Source organism: Acidovorax sp. 62, from assembly GCF_002754495.1.
Classification (GTDB): domain Bacteria; phylum Pseudomonadota; class Gammaproteobacteria; order Burkholderiales; family Burkholderiaceae_C; genus Acidovorax.
In genome coordinates this window covers 1,424,133-1,438,520 of sequence record NZ_PEFJ01000001.1, presented here as the reverse complement: position 1 = coordinate 1,438,520, position 14,388 = coordinate 1,424,133, and the positions used below count along the sequence as shown (strand labels likewise).

General features: G+C 61.4%; 11 protein-coding genes. 4 read left to right on the top strand and 7 right to left on the bottom strand.

Annotated elements, in window-relative coordinates; genetic code table 11:
* Positions 1 to 85: 85 nt before the first annotated feature.
* Positions 86 to 886, top strand: a complete 801-nt coding sequence (locus CLU86_RS06400) for an outer membrane protein assembly factor BamD (RefSeq protein ID WP_099741046.1) — start codon at positions 86 to 88, stop codon at positions 884 to 886.
* Here the strand turns inward: CLU86_RS06400 and CLU86_RS06395 are convergent.
* Positions 849 to 2,945 (bottom strand): ATP-dependent DNA helicase, encoded by a 2,097-nt coding sequence (locus CLU86_RS06395; protein ID WP_233194842.1) that lies wholly within the window; start codon positions 2,943 to 2,945, stop codon positions 849 to 851. The two genes, CLU86_RS06400 and CLU86_RS06395, sit on opposite strands and share 38 nt — an antisense overlap.
* Positions 2,946 to 3,209: 264 nt before the next feature.
* On the opposite strand from CLU86_RS06395, the gene CLU86_RS06390 reads away from it, so the two are divergent.
* Positions 3,210 to 4,007: a PP2C family serine/threonine-protein phosphatase gene (locus CLU86_RS06390; protein WP_099655339.1), complete on the top strand. Its 798-nt coding sequence runs from the start codon at positions 3,210 to 3,212 to the stop codon at positions 4,005 to 4,007.
* A 131-nt stretch (positions 4,008 to 4,138) separates the two neighbouring features.
* On the opposite strand, the gene CLU86_RS06385 is transcribed toward CLU86_RS06390, so the two are convergent.
* From CLU86_RS06385 to CLU86_RS06365, 5 genes are all read right to left on the bottom strand, one after another.
* Entirely contained in the window at positions 4,139 to 4,861 is a 723-nt protein-coding gene (locus CLU86_RS06385) for a hypothetical protein (protein WP_099741045.1), read from the bottom strand.
* A complete protein-coding gene (gene zapE, locus CLU86_RS06380) occupies positions 4,858 to 5,955 on the bottom strand; it encodes a cell division protein ZapE (RefSeq protein WP_099741044.1) in 1,098 nt (365 codons plus the stop codon). The genes CLU86_RS06385 and zapE overlap by 4 nt, the downstream gene beginning before the upstream one ends.
* Before the next feature lie 119 nt (positions 5,956 to 6,074).
* Positions 6,075 to 7,502 carry a dihydrolipoyl dehydrogenase gene (gene lpdA, locus CLU86_RS06375; RefSeq protein ID WP_099741043.1) on the bottom strand — a complete coding sequence of 476 codons (1,428 nt, stop codon included), beginning with the start codon at positions 7,500 to 7,502 and terminating at the stop codon, positions 6,075 to 6,077.
* Positions 7,503 to 7,604: 102 nt separating this feature from the next.
* Positions 7,605 to 8,867 (bottom strand): 2-oxoglutarate dehydrogenase complex dihydrolipoyllysine-residue succinyltransferase, encoded by a 1,263-nt coding sequence (gene odhB, locus CLU86_RS06370; protein WP_099655335.1) that lies wholly within the window; start codon positions 8,865 to 8,867, stop codon positions 7,605 to 7,607.
* 59 nt (positions 8,868 to 8,926) lie between these two features.
* Positions 8,927 to 11,803 carry a 2-oxoglutarate dehydrogenase E1 component gene (locus tag CLU86_RS06365; protein ID WP_099741042.1) on the bottom strand — a complete coding sequence of 959 codons (2,877 nt, stop codon included), beginning with the start codon at positions 11,801 to 11,803 and terminating at the stop codon, positions 8,927 to 8,929.
* 257 nt (positions 11,804 to 12,060) lie between these two features.
* Here CLU86_RS06365 and CLU86_RS06360 point away from each other — a divergent pair, with 257 nt between their 5' ends.
* Positions 12,061 to 13,131 (top strand): AI-2E family transporter, encoded by a 1,071-nt coding sequence (locus CLU86_RS06360; RefSeq protein ID WP_099741041.1) that lies wholly within the window; start codon positions 12,061 to 12,063, stop codon positions 13,129 to 13,131.
* A 112-nt stretch (positions 13,132 to 13,243) separates the two neighbouring features.
* On the opposite strand, the gene CLU86_RS23280 is transcribed toward CLU86_RS06360, so the two are convergent.
* On the bottom strand, positions 13,244 to 13,387 hold the full coding sequence (locus tag CLU86_RS23280; protein WP_158236316.1) for a hypothetical protein: 144 nt from the start codon (positions 13,385 to 13,387) through the stop codon (positions 13,244 to 13,246).
* A 582-nt stretch (positions 13,388 to 13,969) separates the two neighbouring features.
* On the opposite strand from CLU86_RS23280, the gene CLU86_RS06350 reads away from it, so the two are divergent.
* On the top strand, positions 13,970 to 14,350 hold the full coding sequence (locus CLU86_RS06350) for a PilZ domain-containing protein (protein ID WP_099655331.1): 381 nt from the start codon (positions 13,970 to 13,972) through the stop codon (positions 14,348 to 14,350).
* Positions 14,351 to 14,388 lie beyond the last annotated feature (38 nt).

Here is a 14,388-nt window from a genome sequence, read left to right as displayed (position 1 = left end):
CCCCGGCAGGAGGATTGCATTGGCAGTCCGCCCCGCCCCACTCGTGGAAGATTAGGTTCTTCTAATTGCCTGAAAGCTGCTTGCGATGCGTCTTGCCCCACTGCCTCTTTGCTCTGTACTGCTAGCGTCCCTGGTGCTGGCCGGTTGCTCCAGCACCCCGGAAGACAAAACCGCCGGCTGGAGTCCGAACCGCATCCACTCGGAAGCGAAAGATGAAATGAGCAGCGGTGCCTACGACAAGGCCGTGCCGCTGCTGGAAAAGCTCGAAGGCCGTGCCGCTGGCACCCCCCTGGCGCAGCAAGCGCAATTGGACAAGGCCTACGCCCAATTCAAGGGAGGCGAAAAAGCCCAGGCCATCGCCACCCTGGATCGCTTCATGAAGCTACATCCCGCCAGCCCCGCGCTGGACTACGCGCTGTATCTGAAAGGCTTGGTCAATTTCAATGACAACCTGGGTCTGTTCTCATGGATCTCTCGCCAGGACCTTTCAGAACGCGACCAAAAGGCGGCCAAGGACTCCTTCGAGTCGTTCAGTGATCTGGTCACCCGCTTTCCCGAATCCCGCTATGCGCAGGACTCTCGCCAGCGCATGACCTACATCGTCAACTCGCTGGCCCAGTACGAAGTGCATGTGGCACGTTACTACTACGAGCGCGGAGCCTATGTGGCAGCCGTGAGCCGGGCACAAGTTGCACTGGCCGACTACAAGGATGTCCCCGCACTGGAAGAAGCGCTGTACATCCTGGTTCGCTCTTACGATGCCCTGGGCATGACCCAACTGCGCGATGACGCTCGCCGCGTCATGGCCACGTCTTACCCCCAAAGCAGCTACCTGCGCGACGGTGGCTTCAAGACCAAGTCAGATCCTTGGTGGAAGTTCTGGTGATCTCGGCCAGCGCCTGCAGCGCCTCTTGAAACGATTCGGGGGTTTGCAGGCGCCGCATGGGCGGCAGCACCGCCACCAACCGCTTGCCGTAGCCCTTGGTCAGTAAGCGTGGGTCGCACACCACCAAAATGCCATGGTCCGACTCGCGCCGGATCAACCGGCCAGCACCCTGCTTGAGGGCCACAGCCGCCTCGGGCAAAGCGTAAGTTTGAAACGCTCGGCCACCCGCTGCCTCAATGCGCTGGGTGCGCGCCTCTACCAGCGGGTCCCCCGGCGGAGGAAAGGGCAGCTTGTCGATGACCACCAACTGCAGCGCATCGCCAGGCACATCAAAGCCCTCCCAAAAGCCCATGGACGCGATCAGGATGCAGCCTTTTTGCCCCTGCGCCTCGCCCGCCCGAAAACGCTCCATCAATCTGCGCTTGGGCCACTCGCCCTGCACCAGCACCTCCAGCAGTGCCCCATGCTTGGCCAGTTGCTCACGCAGCGTGGATGCGATGACGCCCAGCGCCCGCAGCGTGGTGGTGAGGATGAGGGTGCGTCCGCCCAAAGTCGCTGCAGCCTGGGCTGCCAAGGCGGCTACCGACGGGCCGTGCTGGGGATCTGACGGCGAAGGAAAGTCCTGCGGCACAAAAAACCCTGCCTGGCTGCTGTAGTCAAACGGACTCTCCACCCGCAAGATGCGAGCGCCCTCCAGCCCACAGCGCTTCACAAACCAGGACAACTCGGCATCGTGCCCCAGCGTCGCTGAAGTAAACACCCAGGCGCGTGAGGGCCCCCGAGCTGGCGCAGGCCATCCATCCTCATCCACCGCTTCTTGCGCGGTGGCCAGCAAACGGGTGCGCATGGCTTCGGCAATGTCCAGCGGCGACTCCACCAAGCGCAAGCCGCCTCCTGCCTCCAGCCAGCGCACATAGCCCTCCGGGCAAAGCCCCTGAAACCTGGACAACCGCAACAGCAGCGCCACCCCCCGTTCGGCCAGCCGGGCCATATCTGGCGCGACCTCACTAAAGGCCTCAACAGCGTTCTGCGCCTGTGCGCATACCTGCTCCAGCCCCTCCATGGCCGCTTGCCAGCGTGGCAGATCCAGGCCCTCTGGCGCACCATGCCACCAGCCGCGCCTGGATGGCATTGTCCCGTCTGCCCCGGCGACTTCGCTCCATCGGCGCGCGGCCTCTTCCAGCGCAGCGTGCAGGCCCAACCAATCAGCAAAGCCCCTCGCATGCTGCAACCCTGCAGCCAGCACATCACGCGCAAATTCCTGGATTTGCCCGGACGTCAGCTGCACCCCCAAAAACTGCACACCGGTGTCGCTCAGTTGGTGTGCTTCGTCAAAAATGACCACGCGCACCGAGGGCAGCAGCTCGGCAACGCCCGACTCTCGCACAGCCACATCGGCAAAGAACAGGTGGTGATTGACCACCACCACGTCAGCCGCCATGGCTTCGCGACGCGCCAGATTCACATGGCACTCTTTGGCTCTGGGGCACTGCGAGCCCAGGCAGTTGTCACGGGTGGAGGTGACCAGTGGGATCACTGGCGAGCGCTCATCCAGGCCCGTGAGTTCAGACAGATCACCCGAGCGGGTGCTGCGCGACCAGTCTTCGACCTTCGCCAGCACACGCACCATTTGTCCACCTTGCACGGCCATGTCGTGGCGCGCCAGCGCCATGCGATGCAGGCACAGGTAGCTGCTTCGCCCTTTGAGCAATGCGATGCGCGCCGGAATCCCCAAAATCTCCAGCAATCTGGGGATGTCGCGCGAACAAAGCTGATCCTGCAAAGCCTTGGTGGCCGTGGAGACCAAAGCCCGCTCCCCACTGAGCAACACGGGCACCAAATACGCATAGGTTTTGCCGACGCCCGTGCCTGCCTCTACCACTAAAGCGCCACCTGACTCGATGGCGCCAGACACCGCCAGCGCCATCTGAACCTGCCCCGCGCGCGGCCGATACAAAGGGTCCGCCCGGGCCAGCAGGCCGTCGCCCACGAATACGGACTCCACCACCGCGCCCAAAACCGAAGGGGAAGACAAAGGCGCAGCGGAGTCCTGTGGCATGGCTCAACAAAAAGAAAGTGGAAAGGCTGAAGACACTGGGGCATTCGAAACATGCCCAACGCAGCGGCCGCGCAAGCGGAGCAAAAATCTCCAGACCCCGCACCGCCCTGCGCAGCCTGGCGCCACAACACAATGCATCCCAAACAGTGCGCAAAGCTGTGCGGCAGCCCCGCCATGGCAAAAACGCCACAGGCAGGCGGATAATACGCGGCTCAGCGCTTCATAATGACCGGCAGCGTTCTACCACGCACCACAATCCCCAGCATGACCAAAGCGTTCCGTCTCATCGCATCCACCGGCATCCACAAAGGTGACCGGGAATACCAGCAAGACCAAGTGGCCTTGATTTCACACAATCGGCACAACGGCTGTGTTTTGGGCGTGGTGGCCGACGGCATGGGCGGGCGCAGCGGGGGCCGCAAAGCCTCCGACCAGGTCATGATGACGGCCCGTCAGCTGTTTGAGCGCTACTCCCCAGAGACAGACGACCCTGCCGCCATGCTCAAAGCCATGGTGGAAGAGGCCCACATCGTCATCCGGCTGACGGCCATTTCCGCCGAGCAAGAGCCTCACAGCACCATCGCTGCCTTCCTCATCAACCCCCGTGGTGACTGCCACTGGGTGCACGCAGGCGATTCGCGCATCTACCACTTCCAAGGCGGGCGGCTCATCCACCGCAGCAGCGACCACTCTTATGTGCAAGCCCTGGTAGACCGGGGCGAGCTGACCGAAGCCGAGGCCAACAACCACCCTCACTCCAACATCCTGGTGGGTTGCCTGGGCACCGAGAGCGATCCGCCAGCAACACCCCACATGATTTCGCAACTGCGCCCTGGTGATGTCCTGCTGGCATGCAGCGACGGGGTCTGGCACTACTTCTCGCCCACCGAACTGGCCTCGGTGGTGGAGTCCTTGTCACCGCGCGAAGCCACGGAGTTCTTGATTGAAAAAGCCCGCTCACGTGCCCGTGGGGGCGGCGACAACCTGTCATTGGTGATTGTCAAGATCGAAGCCTTGGCTGAAGAGAAAAAGCACGCCAGGCTGGTAAGCACAACCCCCTGATCCCACCCCAACCGTCACAGCCACCCAACGGCCCGGCCAGTTCTCTGGCGGGCCGTTTTGCTTTGCATCGCTCAAGGCTGGGCCATCAGCAAGGGCCACCGGTCATTCGGCCCCGACCAATGGCTCTCCATTCACGGTGGCGTGGGCAAAGGTGCTGCGGGCTTGTGCCCATCCGCGGCGGATTGGGCCTGCTCTTTGTCTCGCCGGGCCCGGCGCACCTCTGAGGCTTTTTCCGCATCCAACCGCCGTTGGCGGGCCTTGGCTGCGCGCTCGGCACTTTCTCTTTCACGGGCTGATTGTTCAGCGGCCTGCGAAGACTGGCGAGCCCGCTGCTGGCTGGCCCTTTCCTGGGCCTCACGGTCACGCAGCACCACCGTGCCTGGAGATTTCTCTCGGGCCGCTGGCTTCCCCCCCCCCTGCGGTGGGTTGCGCACCGTGGCAGAAGATGCAGACGCTGCGCCTGCAGGCCCTAAGGCATCGGCAGCAGAGGACTGCTTGTCTTCAATCTGGCGCAGACGCTCCTGAGCCTTTTCCTTGCGCTCCGCATCGTTGATTTGCACCTCTTGGGCCCGCAGCCGTGTTTCCACCTGACGCCACTCGTTGCGGGCATCGCGCAAGCAATCCTCCACAGCAAAGAGGCGGTAGCACTTCACCTCTGTCTGCTTGCGCTGTGCCAGGTTCTGCTTGCGCTCTTGCTCGATACCCGAACGCTGTGCCGCCCGCTGCGCGGATGCTGCGCGCAGCGCCTCATGCGGGGAAAGATCTGCGTCACGAGGCTGGGCTGCCGCCTGGCCTGCAGACAACACAGCGACGCACGCCGCCAGGCCCCATACCGATGCAATGGTCTTTTTCATGTCAGCCCCGTATCCACCAAACGCCGCTCCAAGTCCAAAAATTCTTTGGACTGCATTTCGTTGAGCCGCGACACTGTGCGCGGAAATTCATGGGCCAAAGGACCCTCGGTGTACAACTGCTCAGGGGCCACAGCGGCTGACAGGATGAGCTTCACCCGCCGGTCGTACAGCACATCCACCAGCCAGGTAAAGCGCCGTGCGGGTGACGCCATGTTCACCGGCATGTAAGGCACGCCCGACAACAACACCGTGTGGAACTGCGTGGCTATCTCCAGATAGTCGTTCTGCGAACGTGGCCCACCGCACAGGGTCTGGAAGTCAAACCAGACCACCCCGCCCGCCTTGCGCCGCGCGCGGATCTCGCGAGCTTCGATGTGCAGCACCGGGTCTTCGTCGTGCACCTCGGCCAGCTGGTTGAAGGCATCGTCCATCGCCGCGTCGGCCTCAGGGCCCAAGGGCGTGTGGTACAGCTTCACATGCTCCAGCGTACGGCGCCGGTAGTCGGTGCCGTTGTCTACGCTGATCACCTGCATGCGCTCATTGAGCAGCGCAATCGCCGGAAGGATGCGGTCACGGTGCAAGCCGTCTGGGTAAAGACCATTGGGCTCAAAGTTCGAGGTGGTCACAAACCCCACGCCGTTCTCAAACAACGCCACCAGCAGGCGGTGCAGGATCATGGCATCCGTGATGTCGGCCACGTGGAACTCGTCAAAGCAGATGAGCTTGTAGCGCTTGGAGATGCGTTCGCCCAGCACATCGAGCGGGTTCACCGTGCCTTGCAGCGCCGCCAACTCCCGGTGCACTTCGCGCATGAACTCATGAAAGTGCAGACGCACCTTGCGCTTGAGCGGCACCGCATTGAAAAAGCAGTCCATCAAAAAGCTCTTGCCCCGCCCCACCCCGCCGTACATGTACACGCCCTTGGGAATGTCCGGCCGGTTCACCAACTTTTTGAACGCGTTGGAGCGTTTGGCCTTGTAGGTGCTCCAGTCGTCGGCACAGCGCTGCAAAGCATCGACCGCACGTAGCTGTGCTGGATCGCTTTGAAAACCCTTGGCGGCCAGCTCGGCCAGGTACGCCTGTTTGACACTCACGGTGTTGATGCCTCAGAAAAGGCTAACCCCCGCGATGGCGCGAGGGTTAGCTATTAAATCAATAGCTGCTAGCGCTTATATATAGAGCGCTAGAGGCCATTTTGACTGAAACTCTGAAATCAGAAGTTCAGCGTGCGCTTGTCCACCGCCAGGGCCGCTTCCTTGGTGGCTTCGCTCAAGGAGGGGTGGGCATGGCAGATGCGCGCGATGTCTTCGGCGCTCGCCTTGAACTCCATGGCCACCACGGCTTCAGAGATCAGCTCGGAGGCCATCGGGCCCACGATGTGCACGCCCAGGATTTCGTCCGTGGCTGCATCGGCCAGGAACTTGACCATGCCCGTGGTGTCGCCCAGCGCGCGGGCGCGGCCGTTGGCCAAGAAGGGGAACGTGCCCGCCTTGTACTTCACGCCATCGGCCTTGAGTTGTTGCTCGGTGCGACCCACCCAAGCGATTTCGGGGCTGGTGTAAATCACCCAGGGGATGGTGTTGAAGTTCACGTGACCATGCTGGCCAGCAATGCGCTCGGCCACGGCAACGCCCTCTTCCTCGGCCTTGTGCGCGAGCATCGGGCCCCGCACCACGTCACCCACAGCCCACACGCCAGGGAGGTTGGTCTTGCAATCGCCGTCCACCACAATGGCACCACGCTCGTCCAGGGCCAGGCCCACGGCTTCGGTGTTCAGGCCAATGGTGTTGGGCACACGGCCAATGGAGACGATCAGCTTGTCGGCGTCCAGCGTCTGGGCTTCGCCCTTGGCGTTGGTGTAAGCGATCGAAACGCCCTTCTTGCCCGTCTTGATCTCGCCAACCTTTACGCCCAGCTCGATCTTCAGGCCTTGCTTGTCGAAAGCCTTCTTGGCTTCCTTGGCAATCTGCTCGTCCACCGCGCCCAGGAAGGTAGGCAGGCCTTCCAGAATGGTCACGTCAGCACCCAGGCGGCGCCACACCGAACCCATTTCCAGGCCGATCACGCCAGAGCCGATCAGTGCCAGCTTTTTGGGCGTGGCACCAATGCGCAGCGCGCCGTCGTTGGACAGCACCAGCTCTTCGTCAAACGGCGTGCCAGGCAGCGCACGGGCGTTGGAGCCGGTGGCGATGATGATTTGCTGGCCAACCAAGGTTTCTTCAGCGGCACCCGCCACCTTGATCTCGTAGCCGCCTTCGGTGGCTTTGACAAACGAACCGCGGCCATGGAAGAAGCTGACCTTGTTCTTCTTGAACAGGTACAGGATGCCGTCGTTGTTCTGCTTCACCACGGAATCCTTGCGGCCAATCATCTTGGTCACATTGATCTTCACATCGGTGGCCGTGATGCCATGGTCGGCAAAGTGCTTGTTGGCATGCTCGAAGTGCTCAGACGATTGCAGCAGCGCCTTGGAGGGGATGCAGCCCACGTTGGTGCAAGTGCCGCCTGGCGCGGGGCCACCCTTGTCGTTCTTCCATTCGTCGATACAGGCCACGTTCTTGCCCAGCTGGGCGGCGCGGATGGCGGCGATGTAGCCGCCGGGGCCGCCACCAATCACGATCACATCAAATTGCTTGCTCATAGGAAATCTCTTTGATTCAGTTGAAGAAAAACCCACCGATGAGAGCGCCGCGCAGTGCTTGCGCCCAGGCTTCACAGGTGGGTTTCAGGTCTCAGGGCTCGATCAGATGTCGAACAGCAGACGCGATGGGTCTTCCAGCGCTTCCTTCATGGCAACCAGGCCCAGCACGGCTTCACGGCCGTCGATGATGCGGTGGTCGTAAGACATTGCCAGGTAGTTCATCGGACGGATCACGATCTGACCGTTTTCGACCACTGCACGGTCCTTGGTGGCGTGCACGCCCAGGATGGCCGACTGTGGGGGGTTGATGATGGGGGTGGACAGCATGGAGCCGAACGTACCGCCATTGGAGATGGAGAAGGTACCGCCGGTCATTTCTTCAATGCCCAGCTTGCCGTCCTTGGCCTTTTGGCCAAATTCAGCGATCTTCTTCTCGATATCTGCAAAGCTCATCTGGTCTGCATTGCGCAGGATGGGCACCACCAAGCCACGGGGCGAACCCACGGCGATACCGATGTCGAAGTAGCCGTGGTAGACGATGTCGTTGCCATCGACCGAGGCGTTCAGCACAGGGTACTTCTTGAGGGCGTGCACAGCCGCCTTCACGAAGAAGGACATGAAGCCGATCTTCACGCCGTGTTCCTTGGTGAACGCGTCCTGGAACTTCTTGCGCATGTCCATCACGGGGGCCATGTTCACTTCGTTGAACGTGGTCAGGATGGCGTTGGTGGATTGCGACTGCAGCAGACGCTCGGCCACGCGGGCACGCAGACGGCTCATGGGCACGCGCTGCTCTGGGCGATCGCCCAGGCTAGCGGGCGCAGGAGCGGCCACCTGGGGCAACACCTTCGTGGGCACACCGGTGGGAATGGCGCTGGGTGCCGCCGCAGCTGGCTTGGCACCACCGGCCACAGCCGCCAGCACGTCACCCTTGGTCACGCGGCCGTCCTTGCCAGAACCAGCCACATCGCCTACCGACAGATTGTTGTCGGCCAGCAGCTTGGCTGCTGCAGGCATGGCCACATCGGCCTTGGAACCACCGGTGACTGCAGCGGCGGCGGCCACAGGTGCAGCAGCGGGTGCCGCGGGGGCTGCAGCTGCCGGAGCAGCTGCACCCGCCTTACCTTCGGTGTCAATGCGGGCGATCAACTGCTCAGCCACGACGGTAGCGCCGTCGCCTTGAACAATCTCAGACAGCACGCCAGACGACGGTGCAGGCACTTCCAGCACCACCTTGTCTGTTTCGATTTCGATCAGGATTTCATCGGCAGTGACGGCCTCGCCTGCTTTTTTCTTCCACGTCAGCATGGTGGCTTCGGCCACGGATTCGGACAGCTGAGGGACTTTGACTTCTACGATAGCCATATCAATTCTTTCGGGAATGGGGTTTGTTCTGACAGTTTTTAAAAATGGGCTGGCTGGCCTTACTTGGTCAGTACAAAACCCTTGAGCTTGGCAAACGCGCCGTCCACCAGAGCCTTTTGCTGCTCTTGGTGCAGGTGCGAATAACCCACGGCAGGCGATGCCGAAGCAGCGCGGCCGGAGTAACCCAGCTTCTGGCCTTCGAGCATGTTCTCGTGGATGTTGTGCTGGATGAAGAACCAGGCACCCTGGTTCTGTGGCTCGTCCTGGCACCACACGATGTCGGTCGCGTTGGGGTACTTCTTCAGCTCGGCAGCAAAAGCCTTGTGCGGGAAGGGGTACAACTGCTCGACGCGGATGATGACCACATCGTCGGCTTCCTTCTCGGTACGCTTCTTGACGAGGTCGTAGTAGACCTTGCCCGAGCAAGCGATCACGCGCTTGACCTTGGCGGCCTTCTTCTCGATAGCGTCATCCTGTTCAGGAATCACCGTCTGGAACCCACCCTTGGTGAACTCAGACAGCGGCGAGGTCGCGTCCTTGTTACGCAGCAGCGATTTGGGCGTGAAGATGATCAGCGGCTTGCGCAGATCACGCACCATCTGGCGGCGCAGCACGTGGAAGATCTGGCTGGCCGTGGTGGGCTGCACGATCTGCATGTTGGCATCGGCGGCCAGTTGCATGAAGCGCTCCAGGCGTGCAGAGCTGTGCTCTGGGCCCTGACCTTCGTAGCCGTGGGGCAACATCATGGTCAGGCCATTGGCACGGCCCCACTTCACTTCGCCGGAGGCGATGAACTGGTCAATCACAACCTGTGCACCGTTGGCAAAGTCGCCAAACTGGGCTTCCCAGATCACCAGGCTGTTGGGGTCAGAGCCAGCGTAGCCGTACTCAAAGCCCAGCACGGCTTCTTCGGACAGGATCGAGTCGATCACGACAAACGGAGCCTGGTTCTCGGCCACATTTTGCAGCGGCACGTAGGTGCCGGTATCCCACTTCTCGCGGTTCTGGTCGTGAATCACGGCATGGCGGTGCGTGAACGTGCCACGGCCCGAGTCTTCGCCCGACAGGCGCACTGGGTACCCGCTGGCCACCAGCGAAGCAAAGGCCATGGTTTCACCCATACCCCAGTCCACATTCACATCGCCACGGCCCATGGCTGCACGATCGTCGTACACCTTCTTCACCAGTTGGTGCGGTGCCACGGTGGCAGGAATGGTGGTCAGCTTTTCGGCCAAGCGCTTCCACTCGGTCAGAGGGATTGCCGTGTCACCAGCGTCAGTCCACTTCTTGCCCAGGAAGGGCGACCAATCCACAGCGTACTTGCTCTTGAAGTTGGTCAGCACAGGGTCCACCGTGTGCTTGCCGGCATCCATGGCAGCGCGGTAGGCCTTGACCATGTCTTCGCCCAGAGTAGCACCCAGGCCCTGAGCCGCCAGCTTGTCGGCATACAGCTTGCGCGTGCCGGGATGCTGGGCAATCTTCTTGTACATCAGCGGCTGGGTCAATGCAGGGGTATCCTGCTCGTTGTGGCCCAGTTTGCGGAAGCAGGTGATGTCCACCACCACGTCCTGGCGGAACTCCATGCGGAACTCCAGCGCCAGTTGGGTGGCCAGCACCACGGCTTCTGGGTCATCACCGTTGACGTGCAGAACCGGGGCCTCGACCATCTTGACGATGTCGGTGCAATACACGGTCGAGCGCATGTCGCGTGGGTCGGACGTGGTGAAACCGATCTGGTTGTTGATGATGATGTGCACCGTGCCGCCAGTGGTGTAACCACGGGTCTGTGCCAGCGCCAGGGTTTCCTGGTTCACACCTTGGCCGCCGAAGGCGGAGTCGCCGTGCACCAGTACGGGCAGCACTTGGCTGCCCTTGGGGTCGCCACGGCGGTCCATGCGAGCGCGCACCGAGCCTTCCACCACAGGGTTCACGATTTCGAGGTGGGAAGGGTTGAAAGCGAGCGACAGGTGCACTGGGCCACCAGCGGTGGACACGTCCGAGCTGAAACCTTGGTGGTACTTCACGTCACCGGCAGGCAGTTCTTCGGGTGCGGTGTGGTCGAACTCGGCAAACAAGTCCTTGGGCATCTTGCCCAGGGAGTTCACCAGCACGTTCAGACGGCCACGATGGGCCATACCGATCACGATTTCCTGCACGCCCTTGGCGCCAGCAGACTGGATCAGTTCGTCCATCGAGGCAATAAAGCTCTCGCCACCTTCCAGGGAGAAACGCTTTTGGCCCACATACTTGGTGTGGAGGAAGCGTTCCAGGCCTTCGGCAGCGGTCAGGCGGTCCAGAATCTGGCGCTTCTTGTCGGCAGTGAAATTCGGCTTGCTGCGGATGCTTTCCAGCTTTTGCTGCCACCAGCGCTTCTGGTTCTGGTCCGATGTGTACATGTACTCGGCGCCCAGCGTGCCGCAGTACGTTTCGCGCAGCGCATTGAGCAGCTCGCGCAGGGCCATTTTGTCTTTGCCGAAGAACGTGTTGCTGGTGTCAAACACGGTTTCTTGGTCGGCATCGGTGAAGCCGTAGAACGACGGCTCCAGCTCGGGAATCTGTGGGCGCTCAGTGCGTTTGAGGGGGTCCAGGTCGGCCCAGCGTTGGCCAACGTTGCGGTATGCGGCGATCAGTTGTTGAACGGCTGTGCGCTTGCGGCCCATTTCGGCGTCGGCGCTGGCGACCACCACTTTGGTGCCACCGGCCTTGGCGCGCTCGGCAAAGGCATTGACCACAGGCAGGTGCGGAACGTCCTTGGCATTGCTACCGTCTACTGCGGGAACATGCTGCAGCGCATCAAAATACTCGCGCCAGTTGTCAGGCACGCTGCCAGGGTTGGCAAGGTAGTTTTCGTACATCTCTTCGACATAGGGCGCATTGCCGCCGAAGAGATAGGTGTTGCCTTGGTAGGCTTGATAGACGGATGTCGTATCGCTCATATTCCGCTGACCTCCGCTTTCCTTGGGAAAGCATTAGCTGGTTAAGAAACCTTCCGCGACACGGCTGAACCGATTGGCGGATGCGACTGTGGCTGGGGAAGGGCCTAGGGTTGCGGGCGCAATTGTGCCACCGAACACGGCATTAACCAAGATCAAGCCCAAAGGCGTCCCGGTGCGCCAGCCCATTCACTGGCATCGGTGTCGTACATTGCGGGTTTTGCACTTGTGCTTTTGATCACCCTGCCCCCAAAGGCTCTATGACCCAACACCCGCTCCAGCAAAAAACCTTTCTGCTTTTGCTAACGCTCGTCACCGTTGCGTTTGGCGCCATCCTCTGGCAATTTCACGGTGCGATCTTCTGGGGCATGGTGCTGGCCATTCTGTTCGCCCCATTGCACCGCAAAATGCTGCGGCGTATGCCCCGGCGTGAAAACCTGGCTGCCCTATGCACCCTGGGCCTGTGCTTGGTGGTGGTGATCTTGCCCATGTCGCTGATCACGGTTTCGCTGGTCCAAGAGGCCAACGCCATCTACGAACGGCTGCGCTCTGGGCAGCTCAATTTTGGTGCGTACTTCCAGCAAATCGTCGCGGCCTTGCCGACCTGGGCCGTCGGGCTGCTGGAGCGTCTGAACCTCACCAGCGTGGCCCAGATTCAACAAAAGCTGTCGTCTGTGGCCGTACAGGCAAGCCAAATCATCGCCACCCAGGCTGTCAGCATCGGACAAAACACCCTGGAGTTTCTGGTGGGCTTCGGCATCATGCTGTACCTGCTGTTTTTCCTGCTGCGTGACGGACGCAGCCTGGCGCTGCGCATTGGGCAAGCCACCCCTCTGGACAACGAGCACAAGAAACAGCTCGTCACCAAATTCACCACCGTCATTCGCGCCACCGTCAAGGGCAACATCGTGGTGGCCGCATCACAAGGCGCCTTGGGTGGCTTGATCTTCTGGATTCTGGGCATCCAGGGCCCCGTGCTGTGGGGCGTGCTGATGGCCTTCTTGTCCCTGCTGCCCGCCGTGGGTGCTGGCCTGATCTGGGTGCCCGTCGCCATCTACTTTCTGGCCACTGGCGCGGTTTGGCAGGGGGTCGTACTCACGCTGTTTGGCGTGTGCGTGATCGGGCTGGTAGACAACATCCTGCGCCCCATTTTGGTCGGCAAAGACACCAAAATGCCCGACTACGTGGTGCTCATCTCCACATTGGGCGGGATGGCGATGTTTGGGCTGACAGGCTTCGTGATTGGCCCCACCATTGCAGCCCTTTTCATGGCCAGCTGGGATTTGTTGGCTTCCTCAGAGGAAAGCCAGCAAGCCCCACCTGCCGCCTGAGACTCACTCAGAGCGGCTAACTAAACTCCCCTGGCGTCGTTGCCTCGCCTTGTCGTACTGCTTGTACTGCCTGCGGCGAAACGCCTAGCCAGGGCCGCTTCGCTTAGCTTTGTTAGCTGCTCTCAGTCCCTGTGACCACCGCCATGCCCACGCCCGTGGCCACGGTGGTCATCATGGTCCCCTCGGTCGTGGCCACGACCACGCCCAGGCCGCTCATCGTGGTGGTCATGTCGATCCCCGCGGGACGGGCCGCCATAGTGGGGGCCACGGGGCGGCTGACGGCGGGGCGGCTCCTGCACAAAGTACACGGGCTGGCCACAGGCGTTGTAGCGCGCGCAGTGCTTCCCCCAGTTCTTGGCATGCCCAGGCGGTACGTACATGTAAATAGGCGCACGCTGAACCGGCATTTGGGGACGGTGGATGATCACAGGCTCGGCATAGATCAATGCCGGGGGCGCTGCATTACCAATCTGGATGCGGCCATAAACGCCCGGAACGATCTGCCCATCCACCGTGGCGTTCACATAGGCTTGTGCATTAGCGCCACCCGCCGCCAGCAGCAATACGATAGAGGCGCCCACAGCGGGGCATGCGCGGTTGAAAAAACCCATCACTCACTCCAATGATTTCAATTCATCCCGTTTGTAACCAGCCCTGAGCCAAAGCATGGCAATTGACCTGCTTTTTTTGTAACCACAGGGTTTTTGACTCTTTGTCGGGGCGTGCGGGCCATTTTTGTGCATGGAGCCGGATTCGATGAAACCCTGGGAAAAGTGCTGGAGGACGAAGGGGCTTTGGATTAGGATGGTTCGCACCATCCCGGCCCAGGAGACCGCACATGCCCCACGAACGCCGCCACTACGTGCGCGTGCAATTTGACGCACCAGCGCTGTTGACCATCGCCACCGCAGCCTTCAGCGTGCAAGTTCTTGACCTATCGCTCAAAGGCGCACTGGTGACCCTGCCCGACAACGCCATGGTGCCCGCAGGCATGCCCTGCCAGCTCACGGTGCCGCTGGCAGAAACGGGCGACCACATCTCCATGACCGCCGGCATTGCCCATGTGGACGGCAACCATGCTGGGCTGCTGTGCCGAAGCATTGACCTGGACAGCGTCACCCACCTGCGGCGCCTGATTGAGCTGCAGCTGGGTGACCCCGCTCTGCTGGAGCGAGACTTGGCAGAACTGATCCAGGTATCGGTCAGCTCAGGCAACTGACCCACTTCACACCTGACAAGCGCCAGCCGTTGGCTCTG

Coding starts and splice junctions, on each gene's coding strand:
- CLU86_RS06395 (WP_233194842.1), bottom strand. CDS start 2,945: ATGCCACAGGACTCCGCTGCGCCTTTGTCTTCCCCTTCGGTTTTGGGC.
- CLU86_RS06390 (WP_099655339.1), top strand. CDS start 3,210: ATGACCAAAGCGTTCCGTCTCATCGCATCCACCGGCATCCACAAAGGT.
- CLU86_RS23280 (WP_158236316.1), bottom strand. CDS start 13,387: ATGGCGGCCCGTCCCGCGGGGATCGACATGACCACCACGATGAGCGGC.
- CLU86_RS06350 (WP_099655331.1), top strand. CDS start 13,970: ATGCCCCACGAACGCCGCCACTACGTGCGCGTGCAATTTGACGCACCA.
- CLU86_RS06360 (WP_099741041.1), top strand. CDS start 12,061: ATGACCCAACACCCGCTCCAGCAAAAAACCTTTCTGCTTTTGCTAACG.
- lpdA (WP_099741043.1), bottom strand. CDS start 7,502: ATGAGCAAGCAATTTGATGTGATCGTGATTGGTGGCGGCCCCGGCGGC.
- odhB (WP_099655335.1), bottom strand. CDS start 8,867: ATGGCTATCGTAGAAGTCAAAGTCCCTCAGCTGTCCGAATCCGTGGCC.
- CLU86_RS06385 (WP_099741045.1), bottom strand. CDS start 4,861: ATGAAAAAGACCATTGCATCGGTATGGGGCCTGGCGGCGTGCGTCGCT.
- CLU86_RS06365 (WP_099741042.1), bottom strand. CDS start 11,803: ATGAGCGATACGACATCCGTCTATCAAGCCTACCAAGGCAACACCTAT.
- CLU86_RS06400 (WP_099741046.1), top strand. CDS start 86: ATGCGTCTTGCCCCACTGCCTCTTTGCTCTGTACTGCTAGCGTCCCTG.